Origin of the sequence: Kitasatospora sp. NPDC086801 (assembly GCF_044745805.1) — a bacterium.
Classification (GTDB): Bacteria; Actinomycetota; Actinomycetes; order Streptomycetales; family Streptomycetaceae; genus Kitasatospora.
The window spans coordinates 275,513-291,488 of sequence record NZ_JBIVAX010000005.1; the positions used below are offsets into that span (position 1 = coordinate 275,513).

Annotated in this window: 15 protein-coding genes; 8 read left to right on the forward strand and 7 right to left on the reverse strand. The window is 74.1% G+C overall.

All coding sequences use genetic code 11. The features are described from left to right. The first annotated feature begins 5 nt into the window (after positions 1-5). The 3 genes from ACIPLC_RS09760 (at position 6) to ACIPLC_RS09770 (ending at position 2,732) form a co-directional block, all read left to right on the forward strand. On the forward strand, positions 6-461 hold the full coding sequence (locus ACIPLC_RS09760) for a GNAT family N-acetyltransferase (RefSeq protein ID WP_400472405.1): 456 nt from the start codon (positions 6-8) through the stop codon (positions 459-461). A 126-nt stretch (positions 462-587) separates the two neighbouring features. Next, positions 588-1,841 (forward strand): Dyp-type peroxidase, encoded by a 1,254-nt coding sequence (locus ACIPLC_RS09765; protein ID WP_400472406.1) that lies wholly within the window; start codon positions 588-590, stop codon positions 1,839-1,841. 189 nt (positions 1,842-2,030) lie between these two features. Further along, positions 2,031-2,732 (forward strand): exonuclease domain-containing protein, encoded by a 702-nt coding sequence (locus tag ACIPLC_RS09770; protein ID WP_400472407.1) that lies wholly within the window; start codon positions 2,031-2,033, stop codon positions 2,730-2,732. 77 nt (positions 2,733-2,809) lie between these two features. On the opposite strand, the gene ACIPLC_RS09775 is transcribed toward ACIPLC_RS09770, so the two are convergent. Together ACIPLC_RS09775 and ACIPLC_RS09780 are read right to left on the reverse strand one after the other, a co-directional pair. After that, positions 2,810-3,820, reverse strand: coding sequence for a polysaccharide deacetylase family protein (locus ACIPLC_RS09775; protein WP_400472408.1), 1,011 nt, complete (start codon positions 3,818-3,820; stop codon positions 2,810-2,812). Positions 3,821-4,076: 256 nt separating this feature from the next. Continuing rightward, positions 4,077-4,970 (reverse strand): phosphotransferase enzyme family protein, encoded by an 894-nt coding sequence (locus tag ACIPLC_RS09780; RefSeq protein WP_400472409.1) that lies wholly within the window; start codon positions 4,968-4,970, stop codon positions 4,077-4,079. A 402-nt stretch (positions 4,971-5,372) separates the two neighbouring features. Here ACIPLC_RS09780 and ACIPLC_RS09785 point away from each other — a divergent pair, with 402 nt between their 5' ends. The 3 genes from ACIPLC_RS09785 to ACIPLC_RS09795 all read left to right on the forward strand — a co-directional run bounded on the left by ACIPLC_RS09785 (position 5,373) and on the right by ACIPLC_RS09795 (position 10,060). Beyond that, entirely contained in the window at positions 5,373-7,619 is a 2,247-nt protein-coding gene (locus ACIPLC_RS09785; protein ID WP_400472410.1) for an MMPL family transporter, read from the forward strand. Positions 7,620-7,941: 322 nt separating this feature from the next. Beyond that, a complete protein-coding gene (locus ACIPLC_RS09790) occupies positions 7,942-8,148 on the forward strand; it encodes a cold-shock protein (RefSeq protein ID WP_400472411.1) in 207 nt (68 codons plus the stop codon). Between the two features lie 157 nt (positions 8,149-8,305). Then, the gene (locus ACIPLC_RS09795) at positions 8,306-10,060 is read left to right on the forward strand and encodes a DEAD/DEAH box helicase (RefSeq protein ID WP_400472412.1); all 1,755 of its coding nucleotides are present in this window, start codon (positions 8,306-8,308) and stop codon (positions 10,058-10,060) included. Here ACIPLC_RS09795 and ACIPLC_RS09800 read toward each other — a convergent pair. After that, on the reverse strand, positions 10,024-10,389 hold the full coding sequence (locus ACIPLC_RS09800; protein ID WP_400472413.1) for a hypothetical protein: 366 nt from the start codon (positions 10,387-10,389) through the stop codon (positions 10,024-10,026). The genes ACIPLC_RS09795 and ACIPLC_RS09800 overlap by 37 nt on opposite strands. Before the next feature lie 112 nt (positions 10,390-10,501). Between ACIPLC_RS09800 and ACIPLC_RS09805 the strand changes: the two genes are divergently transcribed. Together ACIPLC_RS09805 and ACIPLC_RS09810 are read left to right on the forward strand one after the other, a co-directional pair. After that, positions 10,502-11,515, forward strand: coding sequence for a hypothetical protein (locus ACIPLC_RS09805; RefSeq protein ID WP_400472414.1), 1,014 nt, complete (start codon positions 10,502-10,504; stop codon positions 11,513-11,515). 253 nt (positions 11,516-11,768) lie between these two features. Beyond that, positions 11,769-12,011 carry a hypothetical protein gene (locus ACIPLC_RS09810; RefSeq protein WP_400472415.1) on the forward strand — a complete coding sequence of 81 codons (243 nt, stop codon included), beginning with the start codon at positions 11,769-11,771 and terminating at the stop codon, positions 12,009-12,011. Positions 12,012-12,131: 120 nt separating this feature from the next. On the opposite strand, the gene ACIPLC_RS09815 is transcribed toward ACIPLC_RS09810, so the two are convergent. From ACIPLC_RS09815 to ACIPLC_RS09830, 4 genes are all read right to left on the reverse strand, one after another. Next, positions 12,132-12,863, reverse strand: a complete 732-nt coding sequence (locus ACIPLC_RS09815; RefSeq protein WP_400472416.1) for a sirohydrochlorin chelatase — start codon at positions 12,861-12,863, stop codon at positions 12,132-12,134. A gap of 11 nt (positions 12,864-12,874) precedes the next feature. Beyond that, positions 12,875-13,813: an ABC transporter permease gene (locus ACIPLC_RS09820; protein WP_400472417.1), complete on the reverse strand. Its 939-nt coding sequence runs from the start codon at positions 13,811-13,813 to the stop codon at positions 12,875-12,877. Continuing rightward, the gene (locus tag ACIPLC_RS09825; protein ID WP_400472418.1) at positions 13,800-14,603 is read right to left on the reverse strand and encodes an ABC transporter ATP-binding protein; all 804 of its coding nucleotides are present in this window, start codon (positions 14,601-14,603) and stop codon (positions 13,800-13,802) included. Before ACIPLC_RS09825 ends, ACIPLC_RS09820 begins: the two co-directional genes overlap by 14 nt. Positions 14,604-14,726: 123 nt before the next feature. Further along, positions 14,727-15,890: an aliphatic sulfonate ABC transporter substrate-binding protein gene (locus ACIPLC_RS09830; RefSeq protein ID WP_400472419.1), complete on the reverse strand. Its 1,164-nt coding sequence runs from the start codon at positions 15,888-15,890 to the stop codon at positions 14,727-14,729. Positions 15,891-15,976: the final 86 nt, after the last annotated feature.

Genomic DNA, 15,976 nt, shown 5'->3' on the forward strand with positions numbered 1-15,976 from the left:
CGGCCGTGAACAGCCTCGCCGCCTGGACCCTGCGCCCCGCCACCGCCGCCGACGTCGAACCCGTCGCCGAACTCAAGGCCGTCGTCCTGCGCGCCGACCTCGAACGCCTCGGCCGCTACGACGACGACCGGGTCCGCCGCCGCCTGCGGGCGGGCTTCTCCAGCCGGCACAGCTCCGTCATCCTCGTCGACGGCGCCTTCGCCGGCTCCGTCACCGTCCGCCCCGCCGAGCAGGGCGGCCGCTGGATCGAGCACTTCTACCTCGCCCCCGCCCACCAGGGCCGCGGCCTCGGCACCGCCGTCCTGCGCCACCTCCTCGCCCAGGCCGACGCCGCCGGTGAGCCCGTGCGCCTCGACGTCCTCCAGGGCAGCCCCGCCCGCCACCTCTACGAACGCCACGGCTTCGTCCTCGACCACGAGGACCCGATCGACGTCTACCTGCTCCGCGAGCCCGCCGCCTGAACCGGGGCCGGCCGCGCCCGGTGCCCCTCGCCCGGGTGACGCCAGTAGGCCGGACGGATGGTGACCGGCGGTCGGGCGCGGCGCTCACCCGAGTACCGGGCCCGACCGCTTGTTAGCGTCCCGTCCATGATCGACAGCCCGCACTCCACCGGCTCCGAACACCCCCGCGCCACCCGCCGCGGCCTGCTGCGCACCGCCCTCGGCGCCTCCACCGCCGGAGCCCTCGCCCTCACCGGCGCCCGCCCCGCCCAGGCCGCGCCCCGCACCGCCACCGGGCGCATCGCCTTCCACGGCGACCACCAGGCCGGCATCACCAACCCGCCCCCCGGCTACGGCACCTTCCTCGCCCTCGACGTCAAGGCCCGCGACCGCCAGGCCCTCGAAACCCTCCTGCGCACCCTCACCGACCGCATCCGCTTCCTCACCGCCGGCGGCACCCCGCCCGACCTCGGCCCCGCCGCCGCCCCCTCCGACAGCGGCACCCTCGGCCCCGACCTGCCCACCGACGACCTCACCGTCACCGTCGCCGTCGGCGCCTCCCTCTTCGACACCCGCTACGGACTCGCCCCCCGGCGCCCCCGCCGGCTCACCGCCATGCGCCCCTTCCCCGTCGACGCGCTGCGCCCCGCCGAATGCCACGGCGACCTCTCGCTCCAGATCTGCGCCGAGAACCGCGACACCGTCCAGCACACCATCCGCGACCTGCTGCGCAGCACCAACGGCCTGATCCGCCCGCGCTGGCAGCTCGACGGCTTCCAGAACCGCTCCCGCCCCACCGGCGCCGCCCGCAACCTGCTCGGCTTCAAGGACGGCATCGAGAACCCCGACACCGCGGACGCCCGCGAGATGGACGCCCTCGTCTGGGTCGGCGAGGGCGGCGACGAACCGCGCTGGGCCGCCGGCGGCAGCTACCAGGTCATCCGCGCCATCCGCACCCTCGTCGCCGGCTGGGACGAGGTGCCGCGCCGGCAGCAGGAACGCATGATCGGCCGGCGCAAGGACGACGGCGCCCCGCTCGGCGCCGCCACCGAGACCGACCCCCCGGACTACCGCAACGACCCCGACGGCGCCGTCATCCCCCTCGACTCCCACATCCGCCTCGCCAACCCCCGCACCGAGGGCACCCGCGCCAGCCGCATCCTGCGCCGCGCCTTCAACTACGACCGCGGCCTCGACCCCGACGGCGAACCCGACCTCGGCCTCGCCTTCTGCTGCTACCAGCAGGACGTGGCCCGCCAGTTCGAAGCCGTCCAGACCCGCCTCGACACCGAACCCCTCGCCCGCCACCTCCGCCCCACCGGCGGCGGCTACTTCTACGTCCTCCCCGGCGCCCACGACACCACCGACTGGCTCGGCCGCACCCTCCTCACCACCGGCTGACGCCCCGGGCGGGGCACCGCTCACCCAACCGGGGTGCGGGCGCCCGCCGTTGGGGCGACCCGCCGAAACCGAGGCCGGCCGTCCGCCGCCGCCGCGGCCCGCACCCCGACCGCCCCAGCGGCCGGGTTGTCGGTGGGGCGGGTGATGATAGGGGCTGTTTCGAGCGGCAGGACGGAAGGACACCCCCTTATGAGCTGGTGGCAGCAGCCACTGGTCGGCTTCGACCTGGAGACCACGGGCACCGACCCGGCCGTGGACCGCATCGTCACGGCCGCGCTCGTGGACACCGTCGGGGCCCGCCGGGCGGGGGCCGCGCACTGGCTGCTCGACCCCGGGGTGCCGATCCCGGCCGAGGCGGAGGCGATCCACGGCATCGGTGACGAACTGGCCCGCGGCAAGGGCCGGCCGGCCAAGGAGGCGGTGGAGGAGATAGCCGGCGCGCTCTGCGAGCGGCTCGCCGCAGGGCGCCCGGTGGTCGCGTTCAACGCGCCCTTCGACCTGTCGCTGCTCGACGCCGAGCTGCGCCGGTACGGGCTGGCGCCGCTCGCCGAGCGCCTCGGCGCCCCGGTCGGGCCGGTGCTGGACGCGCTGGTCGTCGACCGGGCGGTGGACAGGTACCGCAAGGGCTCGCGCACCCTGCAACGGGTGTGCGAGGTGTACGGCGTCGAACTGACGGACGCGCACGAGGCGGGCAGCGACGCGCTGGCCGCCGTCCGGGTCGCCGTAGCCCTCGCCGAGCGCTACCGGGCCGAGGTCGGCGACGTCGCGCCGGCCGAGCTGCACGAGCGCCAGATCGGCTGGTACCGGGACTGGGCCGAGGGCCTGCAGGCGTGGCTGCGCCGCGGCAAGGACCCGCAGGCCGTGGTCGACCCGCGGTGGCCGATGAGGTAGCCGGCCCCGGCGGAGTGCCGGAGTGCCGGAGTGACGTCACGGCCCGCCCGGCCCCGCCGACAACGGCCGGCAGTCGGCTATCCGGCCGGCCAGTCGAAGGTGTAGCCCTGGGCGACCAGCCAGGGCAGCAACTGCTTGAGCGCGGCCACGGTCTGGGTGCGGTCGCCGCCGCCGTCGTGCATGAGGATCACGCCGCCGGGCTTGAGCTGCTTCTGCACGGTGGAGACGATGGCGGGCACGCCGGGGCGGGACCAGTCGCGCGGGTCGACGGACCAGCCGAGCGAGGACATGCCGAGGCTCGCGGTGATCTGCTCGTTGTCGGCGTTGAAGCCGCCGCCGGGGGCGCGGAACCAGCCGACCCGGGTGCCGGGGCCGCCGGCCTGGACGATCATGTCCTTGGCGGCGGAGATCTCGTAGGCGGCCTTGTCGTGGGGGAGCTTCGCGAACGGCTGCGGGTGGTGGACGCTGTGGTCGCAGAGCCGGTGGCCGGCCGCGAGGACGCGCTTGACCAGGGCCGGATTGGCGGCGGCGTTCTGGCCGATCTCGCAGAAGGTGGCCTTGGCGTGGTACTGGGCGAGCAGGTCGAGGATCTGGCCGGTCGCGGGGCCGGGGCCGTCGTCGAAGGTGAGCGCCACGGTGCGGCCGCCGGAGGCGGTGGAGCCGATGACGGTGCCCGGCCTGACCGGCGCGGGCGGCGGCGCGGGAGTGCCCGCGGCGGGGGCGGTGGCGACGGGCGTGGCGGTGACCGGGGCGCTCGGGGTGCCGCCGTGGGGCGTGGCGGCCGTCTCGGCCGGCGGCTTGGGCGTGCGCGGCTCCGGGACGGCCGGCGGGGCGGCGGAGGCGGGGGCGCCGTCGGAGCCGGGGGTGGGCGCGACGGTGGCGACGGGGCTGCCGGCCGGCTGGCCGCTGACCGGCGCGATGGTGATCGGGGACTGGGTGCCGGCGCCGGGCGTCGGCTGGAGGGCGCCGCTGGCGGTGCCGCACGCGGCCAGGCCCAGGGTGGCGGCCACCGCGACGCAGCCTGCGATCAGCCGGCCGCGGGCCGTACGGGTCGGGAGGGAGGGCCGGCGGGTGGCGGAGTGGGGCATGGCGGCGGCTCCTGTGGTGCAGAGGGGTGCAGAGGACGGGTGCCGATCCCTCGGTCAGGATGACTGTCCGATAGGACGCCGAGCGTACGTGCCCCGGTTGCGAACCGGACCGGAGCGCCGTAGGAGTCTTCTCACACGCGCCGGGGTCGGCGCCCCCGCGGCCCGCCGGGTATCCCGGGGGGCCGGGACGGGGGCGTCCCGGCCCTTCAGCGGCCCGATGCCCCGGGAGGGCCCGATGCCCCGGGAGCCCGACGCCTCAGAACGGGTACCAGCGCACCTCGGTGGCGCCCTCCCGCAGCGAGGCGACCCGGCGCCGGAACTCGGCCAGCGCGGCCGGGTTGCCGGGCACCTGCTGGGCGACCCAGGAGGCGCTGGCGGTCTCCCGGGCCCCGCGCAGCACCGCGAAGCCGGGCCAGGCGCGCACGTCCCAGCCGTACGCCTCGACGAAGGCCCGGTACTCCTCGCCGGGCACGCCGTACCGGTCGTGGCTGAGCGCGAGGACCACCAGGTCGTGTTCGCGCAGGTCGTGCGAGACGTTCTCCAGGTCGAGCAGGACGGGCCCGTCCGGGCCGACGTGGACGTTGCGGGGCAGCGCGTCGCCGTGGATCAGGCCGGGGTGCAGGTGCGGCGAGAGGTCGGGCAGGGCGGCGGCGAAACCGTCCCGGCGGTGGCGCAGGAAGGCGACGTCGGCCGGGTCGACGTGGCCCTCGGCGGAGGCCAGCCAGCGTTCGACGGGGGCCAGCAGGTCGCGGTGGGCGAGCGGGAAGGGCGGCAGCGGCAGCCGGTGCAGGGCGCGCAGCAGCGGGGCGAGGTCGGCGGGGCGGGCGGGGCGGGCGGCGGGGGCGAGCCGGTGCCAGAAGGTGACGGGGTGCCCGTGGGCGAGCTGGGGCTCGGGGTCCACCGCGTCGTACGGGCGGACCACCGGGACGTCCTGGGCGGCGAGCCAGTGGGCGACGGCGAGTTCGTGCTGCGCCCGTTCGTACAGTTCGGGGCCGCGGCCGACCTTGGCGACGACGGCCGGGTCGCCGAGGTCGAAGACGGCGTTCTCGCCGAGTGCGAGCAGCCGGGCGTCGCCGGGGCCGGGCAGTCCGGCGGACTCGCAGGCGTGGGCGAGCAGCAGCCGGGCGCGGCCTTCGTCGAAGGGGATCATGGCGGTGCTCCGTTGGGGCGGCGTTCATCCGGAGGCCTCCGGACGGTGATCATCATGACGGACCGGGGTGGGGTTTCCCCTACCCTCCTACCCTGACATCTCCTCCTAGGGGGTAGGGGGTGGGATCCACCCTGAGGGGGAGCTGTCTCCACCCGGAGCACGAGGTCAAGGGGGGTGCGCCCGGGTGAGACTAGGTCGGGGTCGCTTCGGGGCGACCCGACGGGGGTTGGAACACGGGGGCTCCTTGCCGGGCGGCAAGCAAGTGCTCGTAGGATGACGCCCAGACCTACTTACCTGCCGACCGGCTAGGGAGCGCCGCCGCGCGACTCCCGCCGGTCCAGCCGTCGCCCGGCGTCCCGTCCCCCAAGGGCTGCGGTGAACCATGCCCAGGAGGCATCGAGCATGTTCCACCGACTAGGACAATTCGTCGTCCGCCGCGCGTGGTGGGTGATCATCGCGTGGGTGATCGGCATGATCGCCGTCATCATGACCGCGCCGAAGGTCAGTTCGCAGACCGACGAGGCCGCGTTCCTGCCCAAGCACTACGAGTCCATCCAGGCCGCACAGGTGCAGGAGCGGGCCTTCCCGGCCGCCTTCACCCCGGCTGCGCTCGCGCTCTTCGAGCGCAACGACGGCGCCGCGTTCACCGACGCGGACAAGGCCGCGATGGGCAAGCTCGTCCAGGACCTGACGGCCAAGAAGATCGACGGCGTCGAGAAGATCATCCCGCCGTCCGACCAGCTGGGCATATCCCCGGACCACAAGTACGCGATGGCCATGATCGCCGTCGACAAGTCGAAGCAGCAGGACCAGGCCAAGACCGCGGACGTCGCCAAGGCCATCCGCGACGAGGGCAAGGCACTGGCCTCCGGCACCGACCTGAAGTTCCAGCTCGGCGGACCCGCCGCCCAGGCCCTCGACCAGAAGGACGCCTCCGGCTCGGCCGAGGCCGTCATCACCATGGCCACGCTGCTGCTGGTCATCGTGATCGTCGGCATCATCTTCCGCAGCATCCTGGCCGGCCTGCTGCCGGTCCTGGTCTCGCTGATGATCGCGCTGCCCGCCTCCATGGGCCTGATCAACTACGCGACCGACATCTTCGACCTCAAGAGCACACCCATCCTGATGGCGATCCTGATCGTCGTCGTGCTCGGCGTCGGCACCGACTACTTCCTGTTCCTCGCCTTCCGCTACCGCGAGCGGCTGCGGGCCGGCGACGACCGCAAGGAGGCCGTGGTCAACGCGGTCGGCCGGGTCGGCGAGGCGATCGCCTCCGCGGCCGGCGCCGTCACCATCGCCTTCGCCGCACTGATCCTCTCCAGCCTCGGCATGTTCCAGGCGCTCGGCCCCGCGCTGGCGATCGCGGTCGTGGTCACCGCGCTGGCCTCGCTCACCCTGGCCCCGGCGCTGCTCGCGGTCATCCCCGCCCGCGCCGTCTTCTGGCCCGGCAGGAAGTGGATGAACGAGCCGAGCACCGCGCGCTTCACCGCGCTCGGCCGGGTCGTCCAGAAGCGCCCGGCGCTGGCCGCCGTCGCCTCCGGCGGCGTGCTGGTCGCCCTGTCCGTGGGCGCACTCGGCTACAACGGCCTCTTCGACATGGCCGGCAGCTCCATGCCCAAGGACAAGGAGTCGATGGTCGTCCAGGACAAGATGGCCAAGGGCTTCTCCGCAGGCGCCGCCGACCCGAGCCAGGTCTACCTGAGCAGCACCAACGGCAAGAAGCTCGACCCGGCCTCCTTCCCGGCCTACGCCGACAAGCTGCAGGGCGTCGGCGGGGTGTCCAAGGTCTACCTGCCGAGCGCCGACGCCAAGAGCATCAGCGCCGACGGCTCCACCGCCCAGTTCACCGTCATGCTCAAGGACGCCCCGGCCAGCAACGAGGCGATCGACGCGGTGACCGAGCTGCGCACGGTCGCGCACGCGCAGGCCCCGGCCGGCAGCGAGGCCAAGGTCGCCGGCCTCACCTCGGTGTTCAAGGACATCAACCTGGCGATGACCCACGACTACAAGCTGGTCTTCCCGATCGCCGGGCTGCTGATCCTGCTCATCCTGGCCCTCCAGCTGCGCAGCGTGGTCGCCCCCTGGTACCTGATGGCCTCGGTCGGCCTCGGCTTCAGCGCCACGCTGGGCGCCACCACGCTGATCTTCCAGAAGATCGGCAACGAGACCGGCCTGATGTTCATGATGCCGATCCTGATCTACCTCTTCGTGGTGGCGATCGGGACGGACTACAACATCCTGATCATCGCCCGCCTGCGCGAGGAGGCCCGCGCGGGCCGCAGTCCGCGCGAGGCGGCCCGCGAGGCGCTGCGCCACGGCGGCCCGACCGTCGCCGCGGCCGGCTTCATCCTGGCGGCCTCCTTCGGGACGTTCATGCTCGCGGGCAACACCTTCATGATGGAGTTCGGCTTCGCCATGGCCTTCGGCATCGTGCTGGCGGCCTTCGTGATGGCGATGTTCTTCACCCCGGCGCTCACCGCGCTGATCGGCAACCGCGCCTGGTGGCCCGGTCACGGCGCGGACCCCGGCCACGGCCACGGCGGGGGTCACGGCGGGGGTCACGGCGGGAGCCACGGCGGGAGCCACGGTGCCGGCCCGGCGCCGGCGGCGGACACGTACGGCGTACCGGAGCCGGCCGGACGGCGCTGACCGCTTCGTTCGGACACGGGCGACGCCCGACCGGCGCGTCAACAGGCGGCGCCCCGCTTCGGCGGGGCGCCGCCTGCCCCCTTTCGCTGGCCGCCAAACGTGATCTGCCGAGCACAAAAGTCCCCGGTCAATCGGGGTGTCGCCGTGCTACAGTCGACTCAGTTGCAGTTTTGGTTCCCATGAACGTATGTGTGCGCCTGCTGGTTCAACCAACAGGCGCATTTGTTTTGTCCGGTGTTTCAGTCTCCGGATGGGGATCGCGGCTACTTCGGGGTTCACGCGGTGTGAATCCCTGATGCCCCAGTTTTATGAGGAGACGGTTATGGCTACCGGCACCGTGAAGTGGTTCAACAGCGAAAAGGGCTTCGGCTTCATCGAGCAGGCCGAGGGTGGCCCGGACGTGTTCGCCCACTACTCGAACATCAGCGCTAACGGCTTCCGTGAGCTCGTCGAGGGCCAGCAGGTCGAGTTCGACGTCACCCAGGGCCAGAAGGGCCCGCAGGCCGAGAACATCCGCGTCATCGGCTGACGTCAGCTTTCGAGCTGACTCGCGATCTCGCGAAAGCGGGGGCCCGTACCGCAAGGTACGGGCCCTCGTTCATGCCGCCGTACGGCCGGGGCGGCGAACTTCCTACCGACGGCCGACCAGCCCCACCCGGGGCTGCCGCCCGACGTACGGAGACTTCGTGACCACCCCTGCCCGCCCGCCGCGCGACCGCGCCGCCCGCACCACCGACCAGGCCCGCCGCGGCGAGAACCCGCGCCGCAGCGCCGGCTCCGGCCGCGCCGAGAACGCCGGCCGCACCGGCAACACCGGTGGCACCGACCGCGCCCGCCGCGGCGAGAGCCCGCGCGCCACCGGCGACGCCGACCGCGCGCGCAAGCCGCGGGGCCGCACCGGCGCCCCCAAGAACACCCGCGCCGCCGCCGAGCCCGCCGACTTCACCGTCGTCGAGGGCACCCCGGCCCGGCCCCCGGCGGACACCTTCGCCGAGCTCGACCTGCCCAAGGGCATCCTCAGCGCGCTCACCCGCGAAGGCGTCACCGCGCCGTTCCCGATCCAGGGCGCCACCCTGCCCGACTCGATCGCCGGCCGCGACGTGCTCGGCCGCGGCCGCACCGGCTCCGGCAAGACCCTCGCCTTCGGCCTGCCGCTGCTCGCCCGCACCGCCGGGCGCCGCGCCGTCGCCCGCTACCCGCTGGCGCTCGTCCTGGTGCCCACCCGCGAGCTCGCCCAGCAGGTCACCGACGCGCTCACCCCCTACGCGACCGCCGTCAACCTGCGGATCACCACCGTCGTCGGCGGCATGTCGATCAACCGGCAGGCCAACGCCGTCCGCCGTGGCACCGAGGTCCTGGTCGCCACCCCCGGCCGGCTCGACGACCTGATCGGCCGCGGTGACGTCAACCTCTCCGACGTCGCCATCACCGTCCTCGACGAGGCCGACCAGATGGCCGACATGGGCTTCCTCCCGCAGGTCAGCAAGCTGCTGGAGCAGGTCGCCGAGGGCGGGCAGCGGATGCTGTTCTCCGCCACCCTGGACCGCAACGTCGACCGCCTGGTCAAGCGCTTCCTCAGCGACCCGGTCACCCACTCGGTCGACCCGTCGGCCGGCGCGGTCACCACCATGGACCACCACGTCCTCCAGCTCGAACCGGCGGACAAGGCGTCCACCACCGCGCACATCGCCTCCCGCGACGGGCGCGTGATCATGTTCGTGCACACCAAGCACGGCGCCGACCGCCTCGCCAAGCAGCTGCTCGCCACCGGCGTCCGGGCCGCGGCCCTGCACGGTGGCAAGTCCCAGCCACAGCGCAACCGGGTCCTCGACCAGTTCCGCGAAGGCCACGTCACCGCGCTGATCGCCACCAACGTCGCCGCTCGCGGCATCCACATCGACGGCCTCGACCTGGTCGTCAACGTCGACCCGCCGATCGACCACAAGGACTACCTGCACCGCGGCGGCCGTACCGCCCGGGCCGGCGAGTCCGGCACCGTCGTCACCCTCGTCCTGCCCGAGCAGCGCCGCGAGGTCAACCGGCTGATGACGGTCGCGGGCATCCGCCCCACCGTCACCAAGATCCGCCCCGGTGACGCCGACCTCGCCAAGATCACCGGTGCCCGCACCCCCAGCGGCGTCGCGGTCGCCGTCGCCGTCCCCGCGCCCGCCGAGGCCCCCGCCGCCAAGGCGGACGCCAAGTCCGGCAACCCGCGCCGCCGCCCCGGCAAGCGCTCCGCGCTGCCCGCCGACGTCGACATGAACGGCAACCCGCGCCGCCCCCGTCCCAAGCAGCGCATGGGCGCCGCCGGCGCCGCCCAGGGCGACCGCCCCCAGGCGGCCGGCTTCATCGGCCGCTCCTCCGGCCGCGCCAAGCCCGGCAGCGGCGCCAAGTCCGGCTCCAACTACGGCACCGGCCGCCAGCGCCGCGCCTTCGACTGACGGACCCCGAACGTCCGACGGCCCGGCCCCCTCGGTGTGAGGGGGCCGGGCCGTTTCGTCGTCAGACGCTCTCGTGGTCGGTGGTCGGTGGTCGGTGGTCGGTGGTCGGTGGCGGTGGTGGCGGTGGTGGCGGTGGTGGCGGTGGTGGCGGGCGTCGCGGCCGTCGCCCCGCCGCCGCGCTCCGCGTAGGCGGAACGCAACGGGGCCGGGAGCCGGCGGGTGTGCAACTCCCCGTCCACCACCCGGGCCCGGCGGCCGCGCAGAAAGCTCGACAGCGCCGCGCGGCGCTCCCCGGTTTCGGCCCCGGTGTCCTCCACGCTGTCGTCCATCTCCCCCGTCCTCCCTGGTAGTCGCACTACCGGCATTTCCACGCACCGCCGCGTCCCCCGCGGCCGGGCGGGGCTTGATCACGTCAACGGACCGCACGCCCGAGGGAATCCGATGCACCGTCAGAACCGCACCGCCCGCCGCGCCCTGGTCGCCGCCGCGGCCGCCGCCCTCCTGCTCGGCACGGCCGGCGCCCTGCCCGCCGCGGCCGCCCCCGACCGGGCCCCGGCCGTGATCGCCGGCCACGCGCCCGGGCTGGTGCCCGAGTCGGCGGTCTGGGACCAGTCCCACCACCGGTTCCTGGTCGGCTCGCTGGGGCACGGTACCGTCTCCGCCGTCGGCACCGACGGAAGCGTCCGCACGCTGGTCGACGACCCCGGCACCCTGATCGAGATCGCCGGCCTGCGGATCGACCCCGTCCACCGCCGCATCCTGGTCACCAACCTCGACAACGGCCTCGGCGACCGCACCGGCTCCGCCACCTACGGCCGCACCGCCGGCCTCGGTGCCTACGACCTGGACACCGGCCGTCGCCTCTTCTACGTCGACCTCGCCGCCGTCGCCGCCGACGGCGGAAGCCACCTCGCCAACGACATCGCCGTCGGCCCCGACGGCACCGCCTACGTCACCGACTCCTTCGCCCCGATCGTCTACCGGGTGCACCCGGACGGCACCGCCGCCGTCCTGCTGCGCGACCAGCGGCTCGCCGCACCGACCGGCTCCTACGGCCTCAACGGCATCGCCTACCGGGAGGGCCTGCTGGTCCTCGGCACATGGGATGACGGCACGCTCTGGCAGCTCCCGCCGCACGACCCGGCCGGGCTGCGACGCATCGAGGTGACCGGCGCCGACGCGCTGCTCCACCTCGACGGCATCCTCGGCCGCCCGGACGGCTCCCTGGCGGGCGTCACCAACGCCCTCTACGGCACCGGCCGCGACGCCGAGGTCGAACTGCGCTCCGACGACCACTGGCGCACCGCCCGCGTCACCGCCGTCCGCCCCTCCGCCGACCCCGTCCCCACCGCCGTCACCGCAGGACCCGCCGGCGCCCTCTACCAGCTCTCCGGCGGCCTCGCCGACGCCAGCGCCGGCCACCCGACGGACACCTTCGCGCTGCGGCGGATCTGAGTCGACCCCCACCCGGCGACGCACCCGGCGGCGCACCCGGCTCCGGCCGCGTGCGCCGTCCGCGTTTCCGCACGCCGTCACCCGTAGGTGTGGCGGCGGCTGGCCTGGTCCGTGGGGGCCGGTGGCACGGTGCCACACCGGAGGCCGCCGGGGCGCGGCGTCGTGAGCGCAGGGGTGGACGGCCGACGAGGATGCGGAGTTCGAGGCGATCGCCGAGTACTACGAGACACACGAGTTGACCGAGGACGAGCTCATGCGCGCCGAGCCGGCCGAGCCACTGGCGGCGGAGTCGGTGATGACCGCCACCTCGCTGCGACTACCGAAGCCGGTGATGGACGGGGTGCGGCACCGGGCACGGGAGCGGGGTCTGAAGCCGACGGCCGTCATGCGGGAGTGGACCGAGGCCGCCGTCGCCGACCCTGGCGGATCCCGTGCCGCCGAGTGTGGTCATCGCAGCGGCTGCGCGGTATCAGCTGCGGGAGCGGGCGGCCCGTAGTGGCCGGTAGTGGCCCGCACTTCGAGCGGACGCGGCACTGGGAAGCGGTCGGACGGGCCGAGCGGCTTCACCAGGCGGAGAAGGCGGCTCGGTGACGGTCGCGCCTTGCCCTGCTCCCGCTCAGGCGGTGAGCGCCGGCCGGTGCGCTCGGGCCGTCGTGCGCGCCGCGTCGTAGCGCTCCAGGAGGAGGGTGGCCAGTTCGGGGGCGGGGCCCAGGACATCGGCCACGACGTCCGCTCCGGCGGCGGCCTCGGCGATGCGGTCGGGGAGGAGGCCCGGGGCCAGCAGGTACGGGGCGACGGTCGTGCGCGCCGCGCCGGCGGCCCGGAGGGCGGCCAGGGCGTCCGGCACGCGGGGGCCGGCGGCGGAGGCGTAGGCCACCTCGACGGCGGCCCAGCCCCGGGTGCGGCGCCAGGCGGCGGCCACCGCGCGGGTGGCGGCGTCGGCGGCCGGGTCGGAGGAGCCGGCCGCCGCGAGCACCACGCCGGTGCGGGCCCGGACGGCGGCCGAGCGTACGTCCACCCCGGCCTCGGCGAGGCGGCGGTCCAGGGCGGCCAGCAGCAGCGGTGAGGGGCCCAGGACGTCGGCGACGGGCAGGGCGGCGCCGGCCGCGCGCAGGGCGGCCGGGACGTCGTGCTTGGCGTGGTAGGCCCGGTTGAGCAGCAGCGGGACGGCCACCGCGTCGTCGAGCCGCCCGACGACCTGCGGGATGCGCGGCGCGCAGTGGTCCAGGTAGGCGGTGGCGATGTCCAGTCCGGGGCGCCGTGCCCGCACCTCCTGGACCAGCGCGGCCACGGTCGCGGCGTGCCGCGGGTCGCGGCTGCCGTGGGCGATCAGCAGGAGGGCGGGCATCGGCGTCGGCCTTACTTGACGGCGGCCAGCAGGCCGCGGTTGCGCAGCACCCGGCGTTCGACCGGGGTGAAGACGAGCAGTTCGATGGCGATGCCGACGAACAGGATGAGGATGATGCCGAGCAGCACCCCGGACATGTCGGAGAACTCGCGCTGGTCCTCCAGGAACCGGCCCAGGCCCCGGCCGAGGTCGGGGGAGGAGGCGACGAGTTCGGCGGCCATCAGGGAGCGCCAGGAGAACGCCCAGCCCTGCTTGAGGCCGGCCAGGTAGCCGGGGAACGCGGCGGGGATCAGCACGTGCCGGGCGCCGGTGAGGCCGGTGGCGCCGATGGTGCGCCCGGCGCGCAGGAACAGCGGCGGCACCTGGTCGATGCCGGCGACCAGGCCGTTGGCGATGGAGGGGACGGCGCCGAGCAGGATGACCGCGTACATCATCTGGTCGTTGATGCCGAGCCAGATGACCGCGGCCGGCACCCAGGCGACCGAGGGCAGCGACTGGAGGCCCTGCAGCACCGGCCCGATGGCGGTGCGCACCGGCCGGACGCGGGCGACGACCAGCCCGATCGGGGTGCCGATGACGACGGCGAGCACGAAGCCGGACAGGCCGCGCCAGACGCTGGTCCAGATGATCGAGAACAGCGTGCCCTGGTACCAGAGTTCCTGGGCGGAGTGCCACACGTCGGCCGGGCTGGGCAGCTTGTAGGTGGAGGTGAGGTGCAGGCTGTAGGCGCCCTGCCACAGGGCGAGCACCACGACGACGCCGATCAGCGGCGGCAGCGCCTTGGTCCGCAGCGCCTCGCCGAGGGAGCCGCGCTGGGCGGAGACGGCGTCGAGGGCGTCCAGACCGGCGCCGACGCCTGCGGTGTCGGTGGCAGCGGCCTGGTCGGCCTTGTCGGCTTTATCGGCTTTATCGGCTTTGTCCAGGACCGGGGTGGTGTCAGTGCTGGCCATGGCGACGGATCTCCCCACGCAGTTCTTCGGTGATCTCGATGGACAGGTCGGCGACGCCGGCGGACTCGATGCGGCGCGGCTGCGGCAGGTCGATCCGCCACTCGCGGGCGACCCGGCCGGGGCGGGAGGAGAGCAGCACGACGCGCTGGGCCAGCCGTACGGCCTCGCGCACGTTGTGGGTGACGAACAGGACGGACAGCTGCCGTTCGGCCCAGATCCGGGTGATCTCGTCGTGCAGCACGTCGCGGGTGATGGCGTCGAGCGCGGCGAACGGCTCGTCCATCAGCAGCACCTGGCTGCCCTGGGCGAGCGCGCGGGCCATCGCGACGCGCTGGCGCATGCCGCCGGACAGCTCGTGCACGCGCTTGCCGCACGAGCCCTTGAGGCGGACGAGTTCGAGGAGGCGCTCGGCTTCGGCGCGGCGCTCGGGGCGGGGGACGCCGGCCAGCTTGAGGGCGAGTTCGATGTTGCGGCCGGCGGTGAGCCAGGGGAACAGCGCGTGCTCCTGGAACATCAGCGCGGGGCGGCCGCCGGGCACCTCGATGGTGCCGACGGTGGGCTTGTCGAGGCCGGCGACCAGGTTGAGCAGGGTGGACTTGCCGCAGCCCGAGGCGCCGAGCAGCGTGACGAACTCGCCGGGCGCGACGTCGAGGGTGATGTCGTCCAGAACGTGGGTCTGCGCGCCCGGGCGGCCGAAGGACTTGTGCACGTGCGAGATCCGGACGGCGGGCGCGGCGCCGCCGGCGTCGGCGCCGGCGGTGTCCGCCGAGGTGGTCAGTGCCGGGGTCATCGAGGCACCTCTCCTGCGTGAGATGGTCGGGGGCTGGCGGAGCGGGGGCCGGGGTCCGGGCCCCGCCCGTCCCGGTGGGCATCGACCGGGGATCGACCGGGTGGGCGGGTCCGGACCGCGGAGCTACTTGGTGCCGAGTCCGGCGTCCGCCACGGGGCCCTGGCCCTTGGCCGCGAGCACCTTGTTGAGCAGGGTGAGGTCGTAGATGCCGTTCAGGTTGGGCTTCTTGAGCAGCCCGGCGGTGACGGCGTGGTCGGCCTCGGCCTGCAGGGTGTTCGCCAGCGGGTCGTCGAGGAAGTCGATGTCGGCCCAGGCCGGGTCGAGGATGGCCGGCTCCAGCGCGTTGCCGGCCTCCTTCTTGATCGCCTCGTTGGCGTCGGCCTTGGCCTTGTCCGGGTTGGCCTTGATGAAGGCGTTGGTGTTCACCGAGCCGCGCAGCACGGCCTCCACCACGTCCGGGTGCTCCTTGAGGAACTTCTGCGAGACGATGATGTTGGTGATCACGAACTTCTTGTCCGGCCAGACGTCCTTCTCGTTGAGCAGGACCTTCGCGCCGAGGGTGGCCAGTTTGGAGGCGGTGGGCTCGGGCACCCAGGCGCCGTCGATGGAGCCCTGCCGGTAGGCGTCGGGGGTGACCTTGTTGTCGGTGCGCACCACTGAGACGTCGCCGGCGCCGGTCGCCGCGTCGACCTTGTAGCCCTTGCCGGCCAGGTAGTTGAGCAGCGCCACGTCCTGGGTGTTGCCCAGCTGCGGGGTGGCGATCTTCTTGCCCTTGAGGTCGTCCAGGGAGGAGATCTTGTCCGGGTTGACCACCAGCTTGACCCCGCCGGAGGCCGAACCGCCGATGATCTTCAGGGACTGGCCGTCGGACTTGGTGTAGCCGTTGATCGCGGGGGAGGGGCCGATCCAGCCGATGTCGATGGATCCGGCGTTGAGCGCCTCGATCTCGGACGGGCCCGCGTTGAAGACCTGGGTCTTGATCTGGGTGGCGCCCAACTCCTTCTGGAACAGCCCCTCCTGGAGGCCGACCAGCGCGGTGCCGTGGGTCAGGTTGGCGAAGTAGCCGATCTTCACGGTGTCCGCGGACAGCTTCGCGCCGGAGGCGCCGGCCGAACTGGCGGCGGAGTCGGCGGCGTTGGACTTCCTGTCGTCCGCCTTGGAGCCGTAGCTGCACGCCGACAGCAGGGTCACGGCGGTCAGGCCGGCCACGGCGGCCACCGCGGAACGTCTGATCCGTCCGGCGTTGGGGCGGGTACGGGTATGCGAGGGGGCCGGGTTCGGTGCCATGGTGAAGTCCTGTTCGTTGACGGACCGTCAGGAGGCGGTCTCGGGGACACGGCGGTCGCCCGTCGGGGCGGCCGGGGATCGCAACT